General features: G+C 50.2%; 13 protein-coding genes. All 13 read right to left on the bottom strand.

Going from position 1 to position 16061, the window contains the following annotated elements; translation table 11 throughout:
• Nucleotides 1-18 precede the first annotated feature (18 nt).
• The 13 genes from AB4876_RS01050 to rseP all read right to left on the bottom strand — a co-directional run bounded on the left by AB4876_RS01050 (nt 19) and on the right by rseP (nt 16043).
• Entirely contained in the window at nt 19-495 is a 477-nt protein-coding gene (locus AB4876_RS01050; RefSeq protein WP_040803085.1) for a Fe-S cluster assembly transcription factor, read from the bottom strand.
• A gap of 111 nt (nt 496-606) precedes the next feature.
• On the bottom strand, nt 607-1449 hold the full coding sequence (gene trmJ, locus AB4876_RS01045) for a tRNA (cytosine(32)/uridine(32)-2'-O)-methyltransferase TrmJ (RefSeq protein WP_368379801.1): 843 nt from the start codon (nt 1447-1449) through the stop codon (nt 607-609).
• Nucleotides 1450-1496: 47 nt separating this feature from the next.
• Complete coding sequence (gene tilS / locus AB4876_RS01040; protein WP_368379800.1) at nt 1497-2834, bottom strand: tRNA lysidine(34) synthetase TilS; 1338 nt, start codon at nt 2832-2834, stop codon at nt 1497-1499.
• Nucleotides 2835-2871: 37 nt separating this feature from the next.
• Complete coding sequence (gene accA / locus AB4876_RS01035; RefSeq protein ID WP_368379799.1) at nt 2872-3822, bottom strand: acetyl-CoA carboxylase carboxyl transferase subunit alpha; 951 nt, start codon at nt 3820-3822, stop codon at nt 2872-2874.
• An 83-nt stretch (nt 3823-3905) separates the two neighbouring features.
• The gene (dnaE, locus tag AB4876_RS01030; RefSeq protein ID WP_368380107.1) at nt 3906-7385 is read right to left on the bottom strand and encodes a DNA polymerase III subunit alpha; all 3480 of its coding nucleotides are present in this window, start codon (nt 7383-7385) and stop codon (nt 3906-3908) included.
• Nucleotides 7385-7996 carry a ribonuclease HII gene (rnhB, locus tag AB4876_RS01025; RefSeq protein WP_368379798.1) on the bottom strand — a complete coding sequence of 204 codons (612 nt, stop codon included), beginning with the start codon at nt 7994-7996 and terminating at the stop codon, nt 7385-7387. Before rnhB ends, dnaE begins: the two co-directional genes overlap by 1 nt.
• Nucleotides 7989-9140: a lipid-A-disaccharide synthase gene (gene lpxB / locus AB4876_RS01020; protein WP_368379797.1), complete on the bottom strand. Its 1152-nt coding sequence runs from the start codon at nt 9138-9140 to the stop codon at nt 7989-7991. Before lpxB ends, rnhB begins: the two co-directional genes overlap by 8 nt.
• 34 nt (nt 9141-9174) lie before the next feature.
• Nucleotides 9175-9945 carry an acyl-ACP--UDP-N-acetylglucosamine O-acyltransferase gene (gene lpxA, locus AB4876_RS01015; RefSeq protein ID WP_438273395.1) on the bottom strand — a complete coding sequence of 257 codons (771 nt, stop codon included), beginning with the start codon at nt 9943-9945 and terminating at the stop codon, nt 9175-9177.
• A 29-nt stretch (nt 9946-9974) separates the two neighbouring features.
• A complete protein-coding gene (gene fabZ, locus AB4876_RS01010; protein WP_368379795.1) occupies nt 9975-10418 on the bottom strand; it encodes a 3-hydroxyacyl-ACP dehydratase FabZ in 444 nt (147 codons plus the stop codon).
• Between the two features lie 3 nt (nt 10419-10421).
• Nucleotides 10422-11465 (bottom strand): UDP-3-O-(3-hydroxymyristoyl)glucosamine N-acyltransferase, encoded by a 1044-nt coding sequence (lpxD, locus tag AB4876_RS01005; protein WP_368379794.1) that lies wholly within the window; start codon nt 11463-11465, stop codon nt 10422-10424.
• Nucleotides 11465-11974 carry an OmpH/Skp family outer membrane protein gene (locus AB4876_RS01000; protein WP_368379793.1) on the bottom strand — a complete coding sequence of 170 codons (510 nt, stop codon included), beginning with the start codon at nt 11972-11974 and terminating at the stop codon, nt 11465-11467. The genes lpxD and AB4876_RS01000 overlap by 1 nt, the downstream gene beginning before the upstream one ends.
• A gap of 31 nt (nt 11975-12005) precedes the next feature.
• On the bottom strand, nt 12006-14594 hold the full coding sequence (gene bamA / locus AB4876_RS00995; protein ID WP_368379792.1) for an outer membrane protein assembly factor BamA: 2589 nt from the start codon (nt 14592-14594) through the stop codon (nt 12006-12008).
• Nucleotides 14595-14684: 90 nt separating this feature from the next.
• Nucleotides 14685-16043, bottom strand: coding sequence for an RIP metalloprotease RseP (rseP, locus tag AB4876_RS00990; RefSeq protein ID WP_368379791.1), 1359 nt, complete (start codon nt 16041-16043; stop codon nt 14685-14687).
• Nucleotides 16044-16061 lie beyond the last annotated feature (18 nt).

The raw sequence follows: 16061 nt of genomic DNA, 5'->3' as shown, positions 1-16061 counted from the left end.
GCGGCACCAAGCGAATGACTAATCTACCGCAGTCAGAATAATTGACTGCGCATTGCGCGCCTTTTGTAACTGACGCGCCGAAACTGATTGCACGTCGCGCCGCTCAACTAAGCTGGCGAGACTAATGTCACTTAAAAAATGGTGGATCTGATCACTTAAATCAGTCCACAAATTATGGGTTAAGCAGGTGTGGCCATCCTGGCAGTCACTACTGCCAGCGCAGCCAGTGGCATCTACCCGCTCGTCTACCGCATCAATAATATCGGCGACGAATATTTCTTCACTGGGGCGACTCAGGCGGTAACCACCACCTGGCCCACGACTACTGGAAACCAGTTCTTTGCGTCGCAACTTAGCAAACAACTGCTCTAGATAGGACAGTGATATATCCTGCCGGCTAGACACGTCTGCCAAGCTTATCGGACCGCGGTCGCCGTACAGCGCCAAATCCAGCATTGCTGTTACGGCATAACGTCCTTTTGTCGTCAATCGCATAGCCATACCCGTTTAATCTACGGTGCAATTATGCAATAACCAAGCAAACTGGTCAACTATATAACCAAGGAGTTTAGTAGGACTTAAATCGGTGGGAAGCGAGGATTATAATCACTCCGCCCCATCAACACCACTATTTGGCTCAGCAACACTACCCACATCAACTATTTCTTCCGCTTTGGCTTTACGCACCCAGTATTGGGTCGAGGTGAGAATGCCCCGCAGAATATTAACTTCCATCTCATCGAGTCGAGTGCGCTGATAGAGACGGCGCAGGCGGGTCATTAATTTTTTGGGTGCCTCGGGACGCAAAAATTTGATATCGCGCAGAGTTTCCTCAAGATGAACCAAATAGCGTTCTAGATCTTGAGCGCCAGCAACCGGCACATCCCAGTCCGCCATATCATTATTATTGAGCTCACCACTGAGATGCTGCATCCGCACCTCGTAAGCCAAAACCTGCACTGCCATGGCAATATTCAGTGAGCTATACTCTGGATTGGCAGGAATATGAACGTGTAGATTGCAGCGCTGCAACTCCTCATTCGTCAAGCCACGATCTTCACGACCAAACACCAGGGCAATTTTGTGACCAGCCGCCGCCTCGGCGTAGCCGCGCTCCATGCAGTGGCGCGGATCCAGCAAGGGCCAAGGTACGGTGCGCTCTCTGGCACTGGTGCCAATCACTAACTGACAATCGGCAATAGCCTCATCCAATGTGCCACAAACTATCGCCGAATTAAGCACATCGTCGGCACTCGCGGCACGCCAAGTCGCCTCATCATGCGGGTATTTTTTCGGTTCAACTAAATAAAGCTGGCTCAGGCACATATTCTTCATAGCGCGGGCTACCGCACCAATGTTACCTGGGTGCGAGGTATTTACGAGCACAATGCGGATATTATCTAAGGGATTATCCTGAGAGTTAGCGGGAGATTGTTCTACTGTAGTCATGGCTGGCGCTCTTTTTACGAGCTGCGCATTCTAGCAGACCCAAACGATTAGGTCAGTGCTTCCGGCACCCACCGGATCTTCCAACCCTCCTCACCAACTGCTGCACTAAAACCATCACAAACAGCCAAATCGGCAACCGCCGCCAGTTCGCCCCCACAATAGATTAGCGGTAGCACCTCACGCTGCCATGGCGGCAAGCGCCACTCTTGCAGAAGCTTTTTAAGTGGTCGGTGATGGGCGTGACCAGCCAAGCGGCAGCGCTCACCGCCCTGCCGAAATCTAATTAACACGGGTTCCGTCGGTACAAAAACACCCCCTCGCGTAGCGACTAAACGACCAACACCGGGAATTAGAAGCTCGCTATTAAGGTCCCACGCCAATTCGCTGGGCAGCGGACTCGACGTTTCGGCCACAGCCGTTTCACAAAATAAATGCTGATTATAAGCCCGCAACAAAACGCCAGCAGCCAGCCGAAATGCGGGCTGACGATCAGCGCTAGATTGAAGAAATTGAGCGGCAATAGTCTCAAGCTGGGCCGACGACAGCGCCAATTCGCTACGATTTATAATGAACTGGCGAAGTATCGCACGCTGACGAATATCCGGCAGTAGCGCCAACGCCCGTAAATCTAGCGAACCATCATCTGCACACATGCCCGCTAAGTCTTGATTGATATAGCCATGTAATAATTGCGCCGCCTCGGCTTGCAATGCAGCGGCGCGACCAAAACTCTGACGATAATCTGGCCAGTGTTGTGCAAACAGCGGCAGCACTCGCTGGCGCAAGAAATTACGCCGATAGTGAGTATCGAAATTACTGGGATCATCTAGCCAGGTTAGCTGCTGGGCCGCAGCATAGGCCTCTAGCGCAGCGCGCGGCGTCGCCAGCAGCGGCCGACATAACTCGCCCGCCCCCAGCGCGCGACTCGCTGGCATTGCCGCCAAGCCATTCACCCCCGCACCACGCAGAAGGCGTAGTAATAGCGTTTCAGCTTGATCATCGAGATGATGAGCCAAAAGCAGCAAATCACCGCTATCTAAAGCTGTCTCAAACTCTCGGTAGCGGGCGTCCCGCGCCAAATCCTCAACTCCGCGGCGGCGCCCCGATACAGTTACGACTTTTAAAGTAAACGGAATATGGTAAACAGCACATTGCTGCTCACACTGCACTGCCCAAGCTGCCGAAGCCGCCTGTAATTGATGATTAACATGAATTGCGCGAATTTCCGGAAAGGGGGTGTTGCTGGAGCGTGCATCTTCACGTAAACGCCAAACTAAATGCAGTAATACTTGAGAATCTAGGCCGCCGCTAAAAGCCAGCCACCAAACCCGCCGATCTAAATACGGCGCGAGTGATTTTGTGATGAGAGGCAGCAGCTCCGCCATTGCCGACTCCACGCCCCTCACCACGTCGCAGCCTTAATCAGCTGGTGCCGTAGGACATCAGGCGATCATAGCGGATCTCTAACAACTCTTTTTCAGGCAGGGCTTGCAGACGCTTGATCTGCGCAAGGAGATGCTCGCGCACGCGCTCGGCACTGCTGTCGATATCGCGATGGGCACCACCTTGGGGCTCAGGGATCGTGGCATCAACAATACCCAGCTCTTCGAGAATTGTTGAGGTCAGACCCATTGCCTCAGCAGCATCGGGCGCAAACTCAGTGCTCTTCCAAATAATATTGGCGCAGCCTTCTGGGGAGATAACGAAGTAAGTTGAGTATTGCAGCATGGCAATATGATCGCCCACACCAATACCTAAGGCACCACCAGAGCTGCCTTCACCAATAACGATACACACTATTGGGGTTTTCAGACGCGACATTACCGCCAAGTTCTGGGCGATAGCCTCACTGATACCACGCTCTTCACTGTCGATTCCAGGGTAGGCCCCTGGGGTGTCAATCAAGGTCACAATCGGCAATTTATAGCGCTCAGCCAACTCCATTAGGCGCAAAGCCTTGCGATAGCCCTCTGGCTTAGGCATACCAAAATTACGCTTTACCTTCTCGGTAACGCCGCGGCCTTTTTCCTGGCCAATCACCATTACTGGCATACCGTTGATTTTGCCGATACCACCAACTATTGCGGGGTCATCACCAAAATGACGGTCGCCGTGCAGCTCGTCAAAATCGGTAAAAATCCGGCGAATATAATCCAGCGCGTAAGGACGCATGGGGTGTCGGGCAATTTTCACGACATTCCACGGGGTTAGATTAGAAAAAATCTTTTCGGTCAACTTACTGCTTTTTTCCCGAAGTTTAGTGATTTCCTCACTAATATTCAGATCATTATCGCTGCCGACCAGCTGTAGCTCTTCAATCTTGGCTTCCAGCTCCGCAATGGGTTGTTCAAAATCAAGATAGTTGGGATTCATTGTTCTCTTTTGTCACTTGTCGTCGTCAGTGAAGCCTACATCACTAGCAGATGAATAGACCTATTCATGGAACTGATTATACGTTAATCATAATTGATGACCACGTTATTTGCGCCACACTCTTCACTTAATCGCAGTAATAATTCATCATTTGGCAGGATCCGCCAATTGTCACCTAGGCGAATCTGCCCCCGTCCTTCCGCGCGCTGATAATTAATCACCACCGGACAACGGCCACCCTTTGCAACAGTTAAAGCGCCTTTTAAGCGCGCAATCGCCTCATCATCAACTTTCTCGGCCGACATCGACACCTGTAATTCCCGCGCGTGTTGATCGCGTGCTTCGGCAATACTGCGCACGGCTTTGACACGCATTTTTTTGCCGCCGCTATATTCGTCGTTGCTGCACACCCCTTCTACCACAATCACGGTGTCTTTTATCAGCTTTTCACGGCAGGAATCATAGGCATCACTAAATAAAGCCACTTCGATCCGCGCGCTGCGATCATCGAGCAAAACAAAGGCCATGGTGTCGCCGCGCTTGTTTTTCATAGTGCGCATGCTCATCACCAAGCCCGCAATCGTCTGGGGATGTTTTTCTGGGTTGAGATCGACTATCTTGCGCGGCACAAAGCGCCGCAACTCAGCCTCGTAATCATCTATCGGATGACCGGTAACATAGAGACCGAGGGTTTCTTTCTCGCCGAGCAAGCGCTCTTTGGTGGTCCAGCGCCTTACATCCTTAAAGCTCGCATAGACGTCTTCGTCTTCAAGAGCAAGGCTGCCGCCGAACAAATCCATCATGCCGCTTTCGACATTTTTCGCGGCCTGCTCTGCCGCTTGCACCGCATCGGGCATGGCCGCCATAAGCACTGCGCGATCCTCACCGAGATCATCAAAAGCGCCAGAGCGAATCAATGCTTCAATTGCGCGCTTATTTACTTTACGGGGGTCGGTGCGCTCACAGAATTCGAAAAGATTTTTAAAGGGGCCACCGCTATTGCGCGCGGCAATAATATTTTCTACCGGCCCCTCACCCAAACCTTTTATTGCGCCCAAGCCATACACAATCTGGCCGCGATCATTAACCGTGAACATATATTCACCTTCGTTTACCGAAGGCAACTTATAGTCCAGTTTCATTTCCCGACATTCTTCAATGAAGATAACGATCTTGTCGGTATTGTCCAATTCCGAGCTCATTACCGCCGCCATAAACGGTGCGGGATAATGGGTTTTCAGCCACGCGGTTTGGTAAGAAACCAAGGCGTAAGCAGCAGAGTGGGATTTGTTAAAACCATAGCCGGCGAATTTTTCCATCAAGTCAAAAATATTCGACGCCAGCTCTTCGGAGAAACCCTTTTCTACAGCACCGTTCTGAAACAAGCTCCGCTGCTTATCCATTTCTGCAGCATTTTTCTTACCCATTGCTCGCCGCAATAAGTCAGCGCCACCCAAACTAACACCGCCCATCACCTGGGCGATCTGCATAACCTGTTCCTGATACAGAATAATGCCGTAAGTCGGCTCAAGTACGGGCTTCAAACATTCGTGTTGGTACTGAGGATGGGGATAAGCTAGCTCGGCACGGCCGTGCTTACGGTTGATGAAGTCATCAACCATACCTGACTGCAACGGACCAGGCCGAAACAAAGCCACCAGTGCGATAATATCTTCAAAGCAGTCGGGCAGCAGACGCTTGATCAAATCCTTCATACCGCGAGATTCCAACTGGAATACCGCGGTGGTTTCGGCGCGCTTTAACATCTCAAATGTTGGCCGATCCTGGAGCGGAATCGACATGATATCGAGGGCTTCTTCACCGAGCTTGGCGCGCTGAGCATTTACAATTTTTAATGCCCAATGAATGATGGTGAGAGTACGCAGCCCCAAGAAGTCAAACTTAACCAAGCCCGCTTCTTCAACATCACTTTTATCAAACTGCGTAACCAGTCCGCCGCCCGCATCGTCGCAGTACAGCGGCGCAAAATCGGTCAGTTTAGAGGGTGCGATAACCACACCGCCCGCGTGCTTACCCACTCCGCGCACCACGCCCTCTAACTGGGTGGCCATATCCCAAATTTCTTGGGCTTGTTCATCTGCGCCTAAAAACTCGCGAAGCACTTCTTCCTGCTCATAGGCTTTCGCTAGAGTGATACCCACTTCAAAGGGAATCATTTTCGACAGCTTATCGGCTAGACCATAGGCCTTGCCCTGCACTCGCGCCACGTCGCGCACTACCGCCTTAGCCGCCATGGTGCCAAAGGTAATAATCTGGCTTACCGCGTCGCGACCATAATTGTCGGCCACGTAATTAATAACCCGATCTCGACCTTCCATACAAAAGTCGACGTCAAAATCCGGCATCGATACCCGCTCGGGATTCAAGAATCGCTCGAACAGCAAATCGTATTGAATGGGATCAAGATCGGTAATTTTAAGCGCGTAAGCAACCAGCGAACCGGCACCTGAACCTCGACCAGGACCAACCGGAATATCGTGATCCTTGGCCCACTGAATAAAGTCCATTACGATCAAAAAGTAACCAGGAAAACCCATCTGCAAAATAACATTGAGCTCAAATTCTAGGCGCTCACGATATTCCGTTTGATAAGCCTCAAAATCCGGTGAATTGCGATCGAATAGAAAGTCTAAGCGTGCATCGAGGCCATCGTGGCAGAGCTGACGAAAAAATGTCTCCTGGGTCTGCCCTTCCGGAATCGGGTACTCCGGCAAATAATAAGTACCCAGTTTAATAGTGAGATTGCAGCGTTTGGCAATTTCCACGCTGTTTTGTAGCGCCTCTGGAATGTCGGCAAATAGCTCGGCCATCTCCTCTGGGCTGCGCAAGAATTGCTGATCGCTATAACTCCGCGGCCGACGAGGGTCATCCAGAACTCGACCATCCCTGATACAAACCCGCGCATCGTGAGCTTCAAATTCATCAGCATCAAGGAAGCGCACATCATTGGTGGCAACCACAGGGCAGTCATTACGCTCGGCTAACTCGACGGCGGCGTGCAGATAATCGTCTTCGTTTTGACGACCGGTGCGCTGTAATTCCAGATAAAAGCGGTCTGGAAATACCGCTAACCACCGCGACAAACTCTGCTGGGCATTGTCCGCCTTACCACTAAGTAAGGCCTGACCGACATCGCCCTCGCGCCCACCAGACAAGGCAATTAAACCTTCACTGGCCTGTTCGACCCAACTGCGATAGGCGTAGGCTTTACCTAAATACTGGCCATCTTGATAGGCACGGGATATCAGCTCGGTAAGATTGCGATAGCCTTTTTCATTTTGCACCAAAAGACAAATGACCGAAGTTTGATCTGGGTCATCGTCATCACGCATCAGTAAGTCACAGCCAAAAATAGGCTTTATTCCGGCGCCCATCGCTGACTTTTGAAATTTAATAAGCGCGTAAAAATTATTTAAATCAGTGAGCGCCACCGCAGGCATGCCCAGCTCAGCCACCCGCTTGGTAAGCCCCTTTACTCGAGTTAGACCATCAACCAGCGAATATTCGGAGTGCACCCGCAGGTGAACAAAACTGTCATTCATCATTGCTCAGCCTCTAGCGCAGCGCGAACTGGAGCATAGCTGCGGCGGTGAATTGGCGTTACACCTAGGCGCTGCAGCGCTTCCATATGCACCTTGGTTGGATAACCTTTGTGACCGGCAATACCGTAACCAGGGTACTGTTTATCCAGTTCAATCATCTCCCGATCCCGAGTAACTTTTGCGAGAATTGACGCTGCCGCGATCGCAGGCACTCGGCTATCTCCCTTCACCACAGCTTCGGCGCGATAAGGCCATTTCGGTACTTTATTACCATCAACCAAAACATATTCAGGCTGCACCGACAAACCAGCCACTGCGCGGTGCATCGCCAGTAAGCTCGCTTGTAAAATATTGATCTCGTCTATTTCAGTTACCGAGGCTCTGGCAATGCAAAAGCTCAGGGCTTTCTCCTGAATTTCAAGAAACAGCGCCTCGCGACGCTTCTCGGTGAGCTTTTTCGAATCCTTTAAACCAACAATCGGATTGGCGGGATCAAGAATAACTGCCGCTGTTACTACATCACCGCACAGTGGGCCACGCCCTACTTCATCCACACCGGCGGTGAGAGTCGGCACATCAAATTCAGCAAATAAATCATCAATCTCAGACATTGCTCACTCCAGCACAGGCAAGCACCACATCAGCGGCCCGCTCGCTAGCACCTTGCGCTAACTGGCGATGGATGTTCTGAAACTCATTAATCAAGGTCTCACGGTGATTGGCATTATTGAGCTGTTCCAGTAATAAAGGCCCCATCACTTCTGCGCACACTTCATCCTGCAATACCTCAGGCACCAAACCCCGCTGGGCTAATAAATTGGGCAGTGAAAAGAAAGGTGTTTTAACTAGGCGCGAAAGTAATTTATACGACCATTTTCCAAATCGGTAGGCAACCACCATCGGCCGTTGCAGAAGCAAGGCCTCAAGACTTGTGGTCCCTGATGCCATCAACACCACATCGGCAGCCGCCATCACAGTTCGCGACTGACCGCTGACCACACGCACCGGCAGGTCGTTGGAGAAGGCCGCAATAGCCTGCAAAATCTGCATTTTGCGCTCGGCATTGGCTGCAGGAATTAAAAATTCTATATTGGGCTGAGCGCGGCGCAGCCACTGTGCGGTATCGAGAAAGGGCTTAATTAATTGCGCCACTTCTCCCCCGCGACTACCAGGCAGTATGGCCAACACCGGATGACCATCTTCGACATCGAGTTCCGCGCGAGCGAGACCGCGCTGGTCATCCATCGGTATTTGGTCGGCAAGGGGATGGCCAACACAGGTCACAGGTACACCGTGATCTTTATAAAAGCGCGCTTCAAAGGGGAATAAGGTCAGCATATGATCCACCGCCTTAGCTATGCCCTTAACCCTACCCTGCCGCCACGCCCACACTGAGGGACTTACATAGTGCAGTGTTTTAATTCCGCGCTCACGCACGTAGCGCTCAATATTCAGGGTGAAATCTGGCGAGTCAACGCCAATGACAATCGCAGGCTGCCAGCTTAAAAAATGCGATTTAAGTAAGCGACGCAAGCGCAGCAACTCCGGCAAACGCTTCAGAGGTTCTACGATACCCATAACCGACAAGCGATCCATTTCACAAAGACTACGACAACCCTGTTCAATCATGAGCGGACCGCCAACCCCTTCAAACTCTGCATTGGGGTGGCGCGATTTGATTGCGCGGATTAAATCAGCGCCTAAAATATCGCCAGAGGCTTCTCCAGCGATAATACCGATTCGTAATGCAGTCATAGAATTGCCATTTTGCGCGGCTGTAAGACGCGATTTAACGCACAATGCCGCGCTGAGATTGTTTCAAAGAGTCCGCCATTAACTGCACTGCGGGAAATTCGGCGATCAACGGCACCAAGGCCGTTAAAGCTTCATCTACCGTGTTGTTTTGGCGATAAATAATTTTATAGGCGCGACGAATAGCCGCGATACTGTCGGCGCTGAAACCGCGGCGCTTGAGACCTTCTGTGTTAATCGTTTTCGCTTCAGCAGGCGTGCCACTAACGGTAACGTATGCGGGTACATCTTTACTAATGCCACAGCCAAAGCCCGCAAAGCTGTGAGCTCCAATCAAGCAAAATTGATGAACGAGCGTATAACCGCTCAATATTGCCCAATCCCCCACTACCACATGGCCGGCAAGCGAGGCATTGTTAACCAGAATACAGTTATCGCCAATCACCGAATCGTGACCTACATGAACATAGGCCATCAATAAGTTTTTATTGCCAATAATCGTTTTGCCACAATCCTGAATCGTGCCCCTATGAATGGTAACGCCCTCGCGGATCACATTATCGTCACCGATAATCAGTTCGGTTTTTTCGCCTTTATACTTAAGGTCTGGCGTGTCATCGCCAACCGTTGAAAATTGGAAAATGCGATTATTTTTACCAATTTTGGTCGGTCCCATGAGCACTACATGGGAGCGAATCTCACAACCTTCACCAATTTCAACATCGGCGCCAACCATGGTCCAAGGACCGATTGTTACTCCAGCGCCGATCACCGCACTGGGGTCGATAATCGCACGCGGATCAATAATCGCAGTCGAGTGAATATTCTCAGTCACAGTTACTTACTCTTCCGATCGATACACAATATCGTCGCAGAAGCGGCTAACTTATCATCAACATAGGCTTGGCACTCAAATTTCCACAAGCCACTTTTATCGGAAACGTACTGAGCCTTCAGAATCAATTGATCACCAGGTACCACCTGACGCTTAAAACGCGCCTTATCGACACCAGCAAACATGTAAATAGAGCCCTCAGCCGGCTTCTTATTTAGGGTCTTAAACCCAAGAATACCAGCGGCCTGTGCCATCGCTTCAATAATCAATACGCCGGGCATAATCGGCAGTTCTGGAAAGTGCCCATTGAAGTGATTTTCATTACCTGTCACATTCTTAAGGGCGACAATCGACTCACCTAAATTTAACTCGAGCACCCGATCAACCAACAAAAACGGGTAGCGTTGGGGCAAATATTCTTTGATTTCATTGATATCCATTAGCATGGCTCAGCCTTCGTCCTTCTCTTGAATTTTTAACTGTTGTTCTAGGGATACAACCCGCCGATACAATTCGTCGAGTTTCGCAAAGCGCGCGGCATTTTTCCGCCAAAGCCCCGTTTCCATCATTCCGGTACCACTGGAATAAGAGCCAGGTTTCAAAATTGATTTGGTAATCAGCGTTCTGGCAGTAATATGAACCTGATCGGCTATCGTAATATGACCGACCACACCTACATTCCCTGCAAATGTGCAGCCACTGCCAATCACGGTACTACCGGCTACCTGACAAGCCGCAGCCATCGCCGTACCATCACCAATCACCACATTATGGGCGATCATGGTGTAGTCATCACAAATTACATCATTGCCAATCACCGTGTCCTCAAGGGCACCGCGATCGACACAAGAATTAGCACCTATTTCAACGCGATTGCCAATACGAACGCCGCCGAGTTGATGAATTTTTTGCCAACCGCTTGAACTAGGAGCAAAGCCGAAGCCATCGCCACCTATCACAACGCCAGAATGTATTATTACATCATCGGCAATACTCACGCCGTGGTATATCGTCACATTGGCATGAATAAAACAGTTTGTTCCAATTCGCGAGTTAGCGCCCACCACGGCACCAGGACCAATCACTGTGCCGGCGCCAATCTGCGCGCCCTGCTCAATAACACAGTTGGCTCCTATCGCAACCGAGTCGTCGACGTCCTCGGCCACCACTACAGCGCTGGGATGCACACCGGCGCGGGGTTTTTCCAAAGGGTCAAACAAGGCACTTGCCTGCGCATAACTGAGATAGGGCTTAAAACTAAGTAAGCAGTTTCCAGTGTAGCTCACGGCAATTTCAGGGTGGAGTATCACCGCGCTGGCAGAGCTTGCCTGCAACGCGGCTTTAAACTTGATATTCGACAAAAAACTAAGATAACCGGCATTTGCGGTAGCGAGAGGCGCAATGCCAAGCAATCGCGTCTCCCCCTCGCCTTGAAACTCGAGTTCCAAGGCCTGTGCAAGCTCAGCTAAGCTGAATGTTTTTCGTCCAGACATTACTTAGCTTGGTTCAACTTATCCGCCACTTTAGCAGTGATATCATAGCTGCTATCGGCATGAAGTACCGATTTGCGTGGCAACAACAAACCAATGTTTTCGTCTTTCACTAGCTGAGGCAGAATTTGCTGCAATTTGGGCCCCAACTCCTGAAGAATTGACTGCGCTTCTTGCTGGTTTGCACCCTCAATTTTACGTGCCAAATGCTCGCCATCGGCGCGCGCCGCATCAATTTTGTTCTTGGTAGTCTGGCGCTGTTCAACACTCAAAATGTCAAAATCTTTCTGGAACTGCTCTACCAGCTTGTCATAGTTTTTCTTCAAGCTTTCAAGTTCGGATACATTCTTTTTGTATTCAGACTGATTGCGCATCGCGGTTAAACGCTTTTTCGCCATATCGGTATTGAGCACAGCTGCCTCAACATCAAATACCGCAATCCGTCCTTCGGCAACAGCTCCGCAAGCCCAAAGAGCCATTACAGCAACGGCAACTATCTTATAAAACTTCATGAAAAACTCCTGCTCGTTATTTTACTATTAATTAGAAACTACGACCCAATGAGAACTGAAAGATTTCAGTATCATCAATCTTTTCTGGATTTAGCGCTCGACCCAAACTAAAGGTCAAGGGACCAAAACCGGTAATCCATGTTGCGCCGATCCCTGCCGAGTAACGTAAATCAGAGACGCCTGGGGTAGTACAGTTAAGCTGAGTTGAGCTACAGCTAGTGCTGAATACATTACCGGCGTCAAAGAAGAAGCCACTGCGCACCGAGCGCTGGTCTTTCACAAACGGCAGCGGGAACAACAGTTCAATACTACCTTCTACCAATACGTTACCACCGAAGGGATCAGGGTCGCGATTATAAGAAGTGGCACTATCAACCACAAGCAAACCAGTCGTCGGATCTAAAACATAAGCCCCCTGCGCTGATAGAGCTCGGGCATTACCGTCGGCATCAATTGCCGTAGCCGCTTGGCTAATACGGTAAATATCTGCCGTCGAGCTTCGTGGCCCAAGCGTATTACTCTTATAACCACGCACCGAGCCAAAGCCACCGGCATAGAAGTTTTCATAGAACGGCAGGCTATCTAATTTACCGTAGCCATCACCGTAGCCAAGCTGAGTGCGGAACCGGAAAGTAAAGCTGCTGCTTAAGGGCACATAGAGCTGACCTTCATAACCCAGCTTGAAGTACTCAAGATCGGAACCCGGCACCGCAACTTCTACCGACAGGGATTGGGACGCACCACGGGTTGCCAAAAGACCACGGTTTAGAGTGGACTGGCGCCATGACATGCCTGCAGTAAAGTTATCAAACTCGTCGCCGTATTTATCAAGAAAGCCCTCTTCTTCTGATGGCGTCAAGGCGCTCGGATCAAGGCTGCTGATGTTTTCGAGCACTTCCGCCACCGTATATTTACCGGTGGTAACATCTCTGGTACTAACAAAGTAATTATCAATTACATCGAGTATGCGCGGGCTGGTCTTAATTTCTTTTACCGCACTCACGCCAGCAGTGATCGACGTACGATTGACACCCAAATCAAAGCCTAAACGTTCGGTTTCTGAAATTGGATAACCGAAGTTCACACTGCTGCCATAGGTATCTGTGGTATAGCTGGCGACGTTGATCTCTTCGTAATCGGTGGTCCGGTAATACATCGAAAAGCCGCGACTCACACCATCTTCAGTGAAGTATGGATCCATATAATTAAAGCTAGCGCTGGTGGCAAAATCACTGCGTGACACGCCAAAGCCAACCTGTTGGCCAGTACCAAAAAAGTTGTTTTGCTGAATATTTGCGCTCAGCATTAAGCCGCTATCTTGGGAGAAGCCAACGCTGGCACCAAGGCTGCCTGAACTCTGTTCTTCAACCTGATAGCGCAAATCAATTAAGTCGTCAGTACCGGGTACTTCGAGGGTATCGACTTTGGCTTCTTTGAAATAACCCAAACGCTCTAGTCGCACCCGCGACAATTCTATTTTATCTGCCGACGCTGGTGCGCCTTCAAACTGACGCATCTCGCGGCGCAACACTTCATCAGAAGTCCGTGAATTGCCTTCAAAATCTATGCGGCGCACATAGGTACGCTTACCGGGATCAATAAAGAACTTCAGGGCAACCGTTTTCGCTTCTTCATCGCGCTCGGGAATACCGCGAACCTTGGCAAAGTTATAGCCTTCGTTGCCCAGGCGCTTAGTTAGGAATTCTTCGGTACTTGTTACCAGTGCCTGCGAAAATACCTGGCCTTTTTGAATCAAGACAAAGCGCGACAAATCTTCTTCTGGCAACACTAGGTCACCTGACAACTCCGCACCACTGACCGTGTATTTCTCGCCCTCTTCCACGTTGACAGTAATGTAAACCGACTTGCGGTTGGGGCTAATGGCAACTTGAACGGAATCGGCATTAAATAATAAGTAACCGCGATCGAGATAATAAGAGTTGAGCTTTTCAAGATCTCCCTTTAATTTTTCGCGGGAGTATTTATTGCTACTACTAAAGAATGACAACCAACCGCCGGTTTTCAATTCGAACAAATCGAGTAAGGTGTCGTCGTCGTAAATGGTGTTGCCAACAATATTAATGTGTTCGATGGTCGCATTGCTGCCCTCATCTATATTAATACTGATCGATACGCGGTTGCGGGGTTCAGCCACCACATCAGTTTCAATACTCGCATCATAACGGCCTTGGGATACGTACTGCCGGGTTAACTCCATGCCCATGGTTTCGAGGGTAGAGCGTTTAAAAACCTGCCCCTCGGCAAGGCCAGCATTTTTTAAGCCGTCCATCAGTGCTTCAGTAGCAAGGGCTTTGTTACCCTCGAGATTGATCGCACTGATCGCTGGGCGCTCAACCACCCGCACTACCAGCACATCGCCATCGATACCGATTTGAATGTCGTCGAAATTACCAGTATTGAATAATGCTCGTGAGGCATTAGCCAAGGCGCGAGGATCTAGACGATCACCAACGCTAATCGGCAGTGCCGAAAACACAGTTTCCGACGATATGCGCTGTAAACCTTCTACGCGAATATCCGACACGGCGAGTGAATCTTGGGCCGAGGCGAAAAAACTCGCCGACCACAGAAAAAGACTAAGTGCTAAAAAGCGTTTCATCAACAGCTAAAAACCAAGGCTCGGGGCGGCTGCTAAAACTAAACCAACAGCGCCAATATGTAAGACAAAAAGCATCGCGTAAACTATAAATTACAGCCGCAACACATCGTTATATAAAGCAAATACCATGACAAAAACTACCAACACCAAGCCCAGCTGGTTCGCCCAGACTTGTACTTGCTCTGCTACCGGCTTACCAATTACCCACTCCACAAGAGCATAAACAATATGCCCACCGTCTAGCACAGGGATTGGTAGCAAGTTCAGTACGGCAAGACTAACACTCAATAGCGCCAAAAACGTCAGCCAAGAAAAGAAGCCGTACTGCACTGAGGAGCTCGCCACTTTAGCAATGGTTATCGGTCCACTCAAGTTTTTCGGCGATAACAAGCCCGTCAGCATCTTTTTAATGGATGTCAATGTAAAAACACTCATCTGCCAGGTTTTATCTACAGCAGCTGTCGCTGCACCAAACACGCCATATTGCACGTTACGGAGCATCTCTTCAGGCCATTCTGGCATAGCCACGCTCACCCCAACATAACCGTAGGCTTTATTCGCCTCATCCAGTTTGCGCTCAGGTGTAATCTGTAATTCGCGCTGCTGACCAGCCCGCTCAACAACAATCTTGACGGTTTGCTCAGGGATGCCGCGAACAAACTCAACCCATTCATTCCACGTGCCAACGGCATTGCCGTCAATACTCAAAACCACATCGCCGGTTTGCATTCCAGCGCGTTCAGCAGGGCTACCTGGCATCACTTGGTCGAGCGTGGGCAGCAAAGTGGGCATATACAAACTAACGCCCAATTCCCGCACTGGGTTAGGCTCGTCTACATCGTGCATCCAGCCATTCAAAGTCACGGTGCTTTGGTATATCAAATCGGAATCGGGGTATTTGAGGGAGAAATGAATATCACCGTCTTCACCAATTCGCTCCAACAGCTGCATCTGCAACGCTTCCCAAGTTGGCGTTGCCTTGCCGTCGACCGCAATAAACTCCTGCCCAGCAACAATCCCTGCGCGGGCGGCCAATGAATCCGCTTCAACTTCGGCAACGATGGGCGCTACGCCGCTTACCCCATTTAAAAATATAAGCCAGTATACAAACACCGCCAAAATGAGATTCGCTAGCGGACCTGCTGCGGCTATGGCAATCCGCGACTTTGGCGACGCGCGATTAAACGCTTGGCTTTGCAGCTCTTCTGGCACCGGGGCTTCGCGCTCATCCAGCATTTTCACATAGCCGCCCAAGGGAATCCCGGCCACCACGTATTCTGTGCCGCTGCGGTCAGTCCATTTCAGGAGCGGCCGACCAAAGCCCACCGAAAAACGCAATACCTTGACACCACAGCGTCGAGCCACCCAAAAGTGACCAAATTCATGAACAGCAACCAATATCGCCAAGGTCGCAATGGTCACAACAATTGTTTGCAAAATATCCAGCACGCCTGTCGTCCCTTGTAT

The sequence above is a fragment of the Zhongshania guokunii genome (assembly GCF_040892635.1).
GTDB lineage: Bacteria > Pseudomonadota > Gammaproteobacteria > Pseudomonadales > Spongiibacteraceae > Spongiibacter > Spongiibacter guokunii.
Note: the sequence above shows the minus strand (reverse complement) of the source record. Positions and strands in the feature narration are given on the sequence as shown.

Coding starts and splice junctions, on each gene's coding strand:
- bamA (WP_368379792.1), bottom strand. CDS start 14,594: ATGAAACGCTTTTTAGCACTTAGTCTTTTTCTGTGGTCGGCGAGTTTT.
- dnaE (WP_368380107.1), bottom strand. CDS start 7,385: ATGAATGACAGTTTTGTTCACCTGCGGGTGCACTCCGAATATTCGCTG.
- tilS (WP_368379800.1), bottom strand. CDS start 2,834: ATGGCGGAGCTGCTGCCTCTCATCACAAAATCACTCGCGCCGTATTTA.
- lpxD (WP_368379794.1), bottom strand. CDS start 11,465: ATGTCTGGACGAAAAACATTCAGCTTAGCTGAGCTTGCACAGGCCTTG.
- AB4876_RS01000 (WP_368379793.1), bottom strand. CDS start 11,974: ATGAAGTTTTATAAGATAGTTGCCGTTGCTGTAATGGCTCTTTGGGCT.
- fabZ (WP_368379795.1), bottom strand. CDS start 10,418: ATGCTAATGGATATCAATGAAATCAAAGAATATTTGCCCCAACGCTAC.
- rnhB (WP_368379798.1), bottom strand. CDS start 7,996: ATGTCTGAGATTGATGATTTATTTGCTGAATTTGATGTGCCGACTCTC.
- trmJ (WP_368379801.1), bottom strand. CDS start 1,449: ATGACTACAGTAGAACAATCTCCCGCTAACTCTCAGGATAATCCCTTA.
- AB4876_RS01050 (WP_040803085.1), bottom strand. CDS start 495: ATGCGATTGACGACAAAAGGACGTTATGCCGTAACAGCAATGCTGGAT.
- accA (WP_368379799.1), bottom strand. CDS start 3,822: ATGAATCCCAACTATCTTGATTTTGAACAACCCATTGCGGAGCTGGAA.
- lpxB (WP_368379797.1), bottom strand. CDS start 9,140: ATGACTGCATTACGAATCGGTATTATCGCTGGAGAAGCCTCTGGCGAT.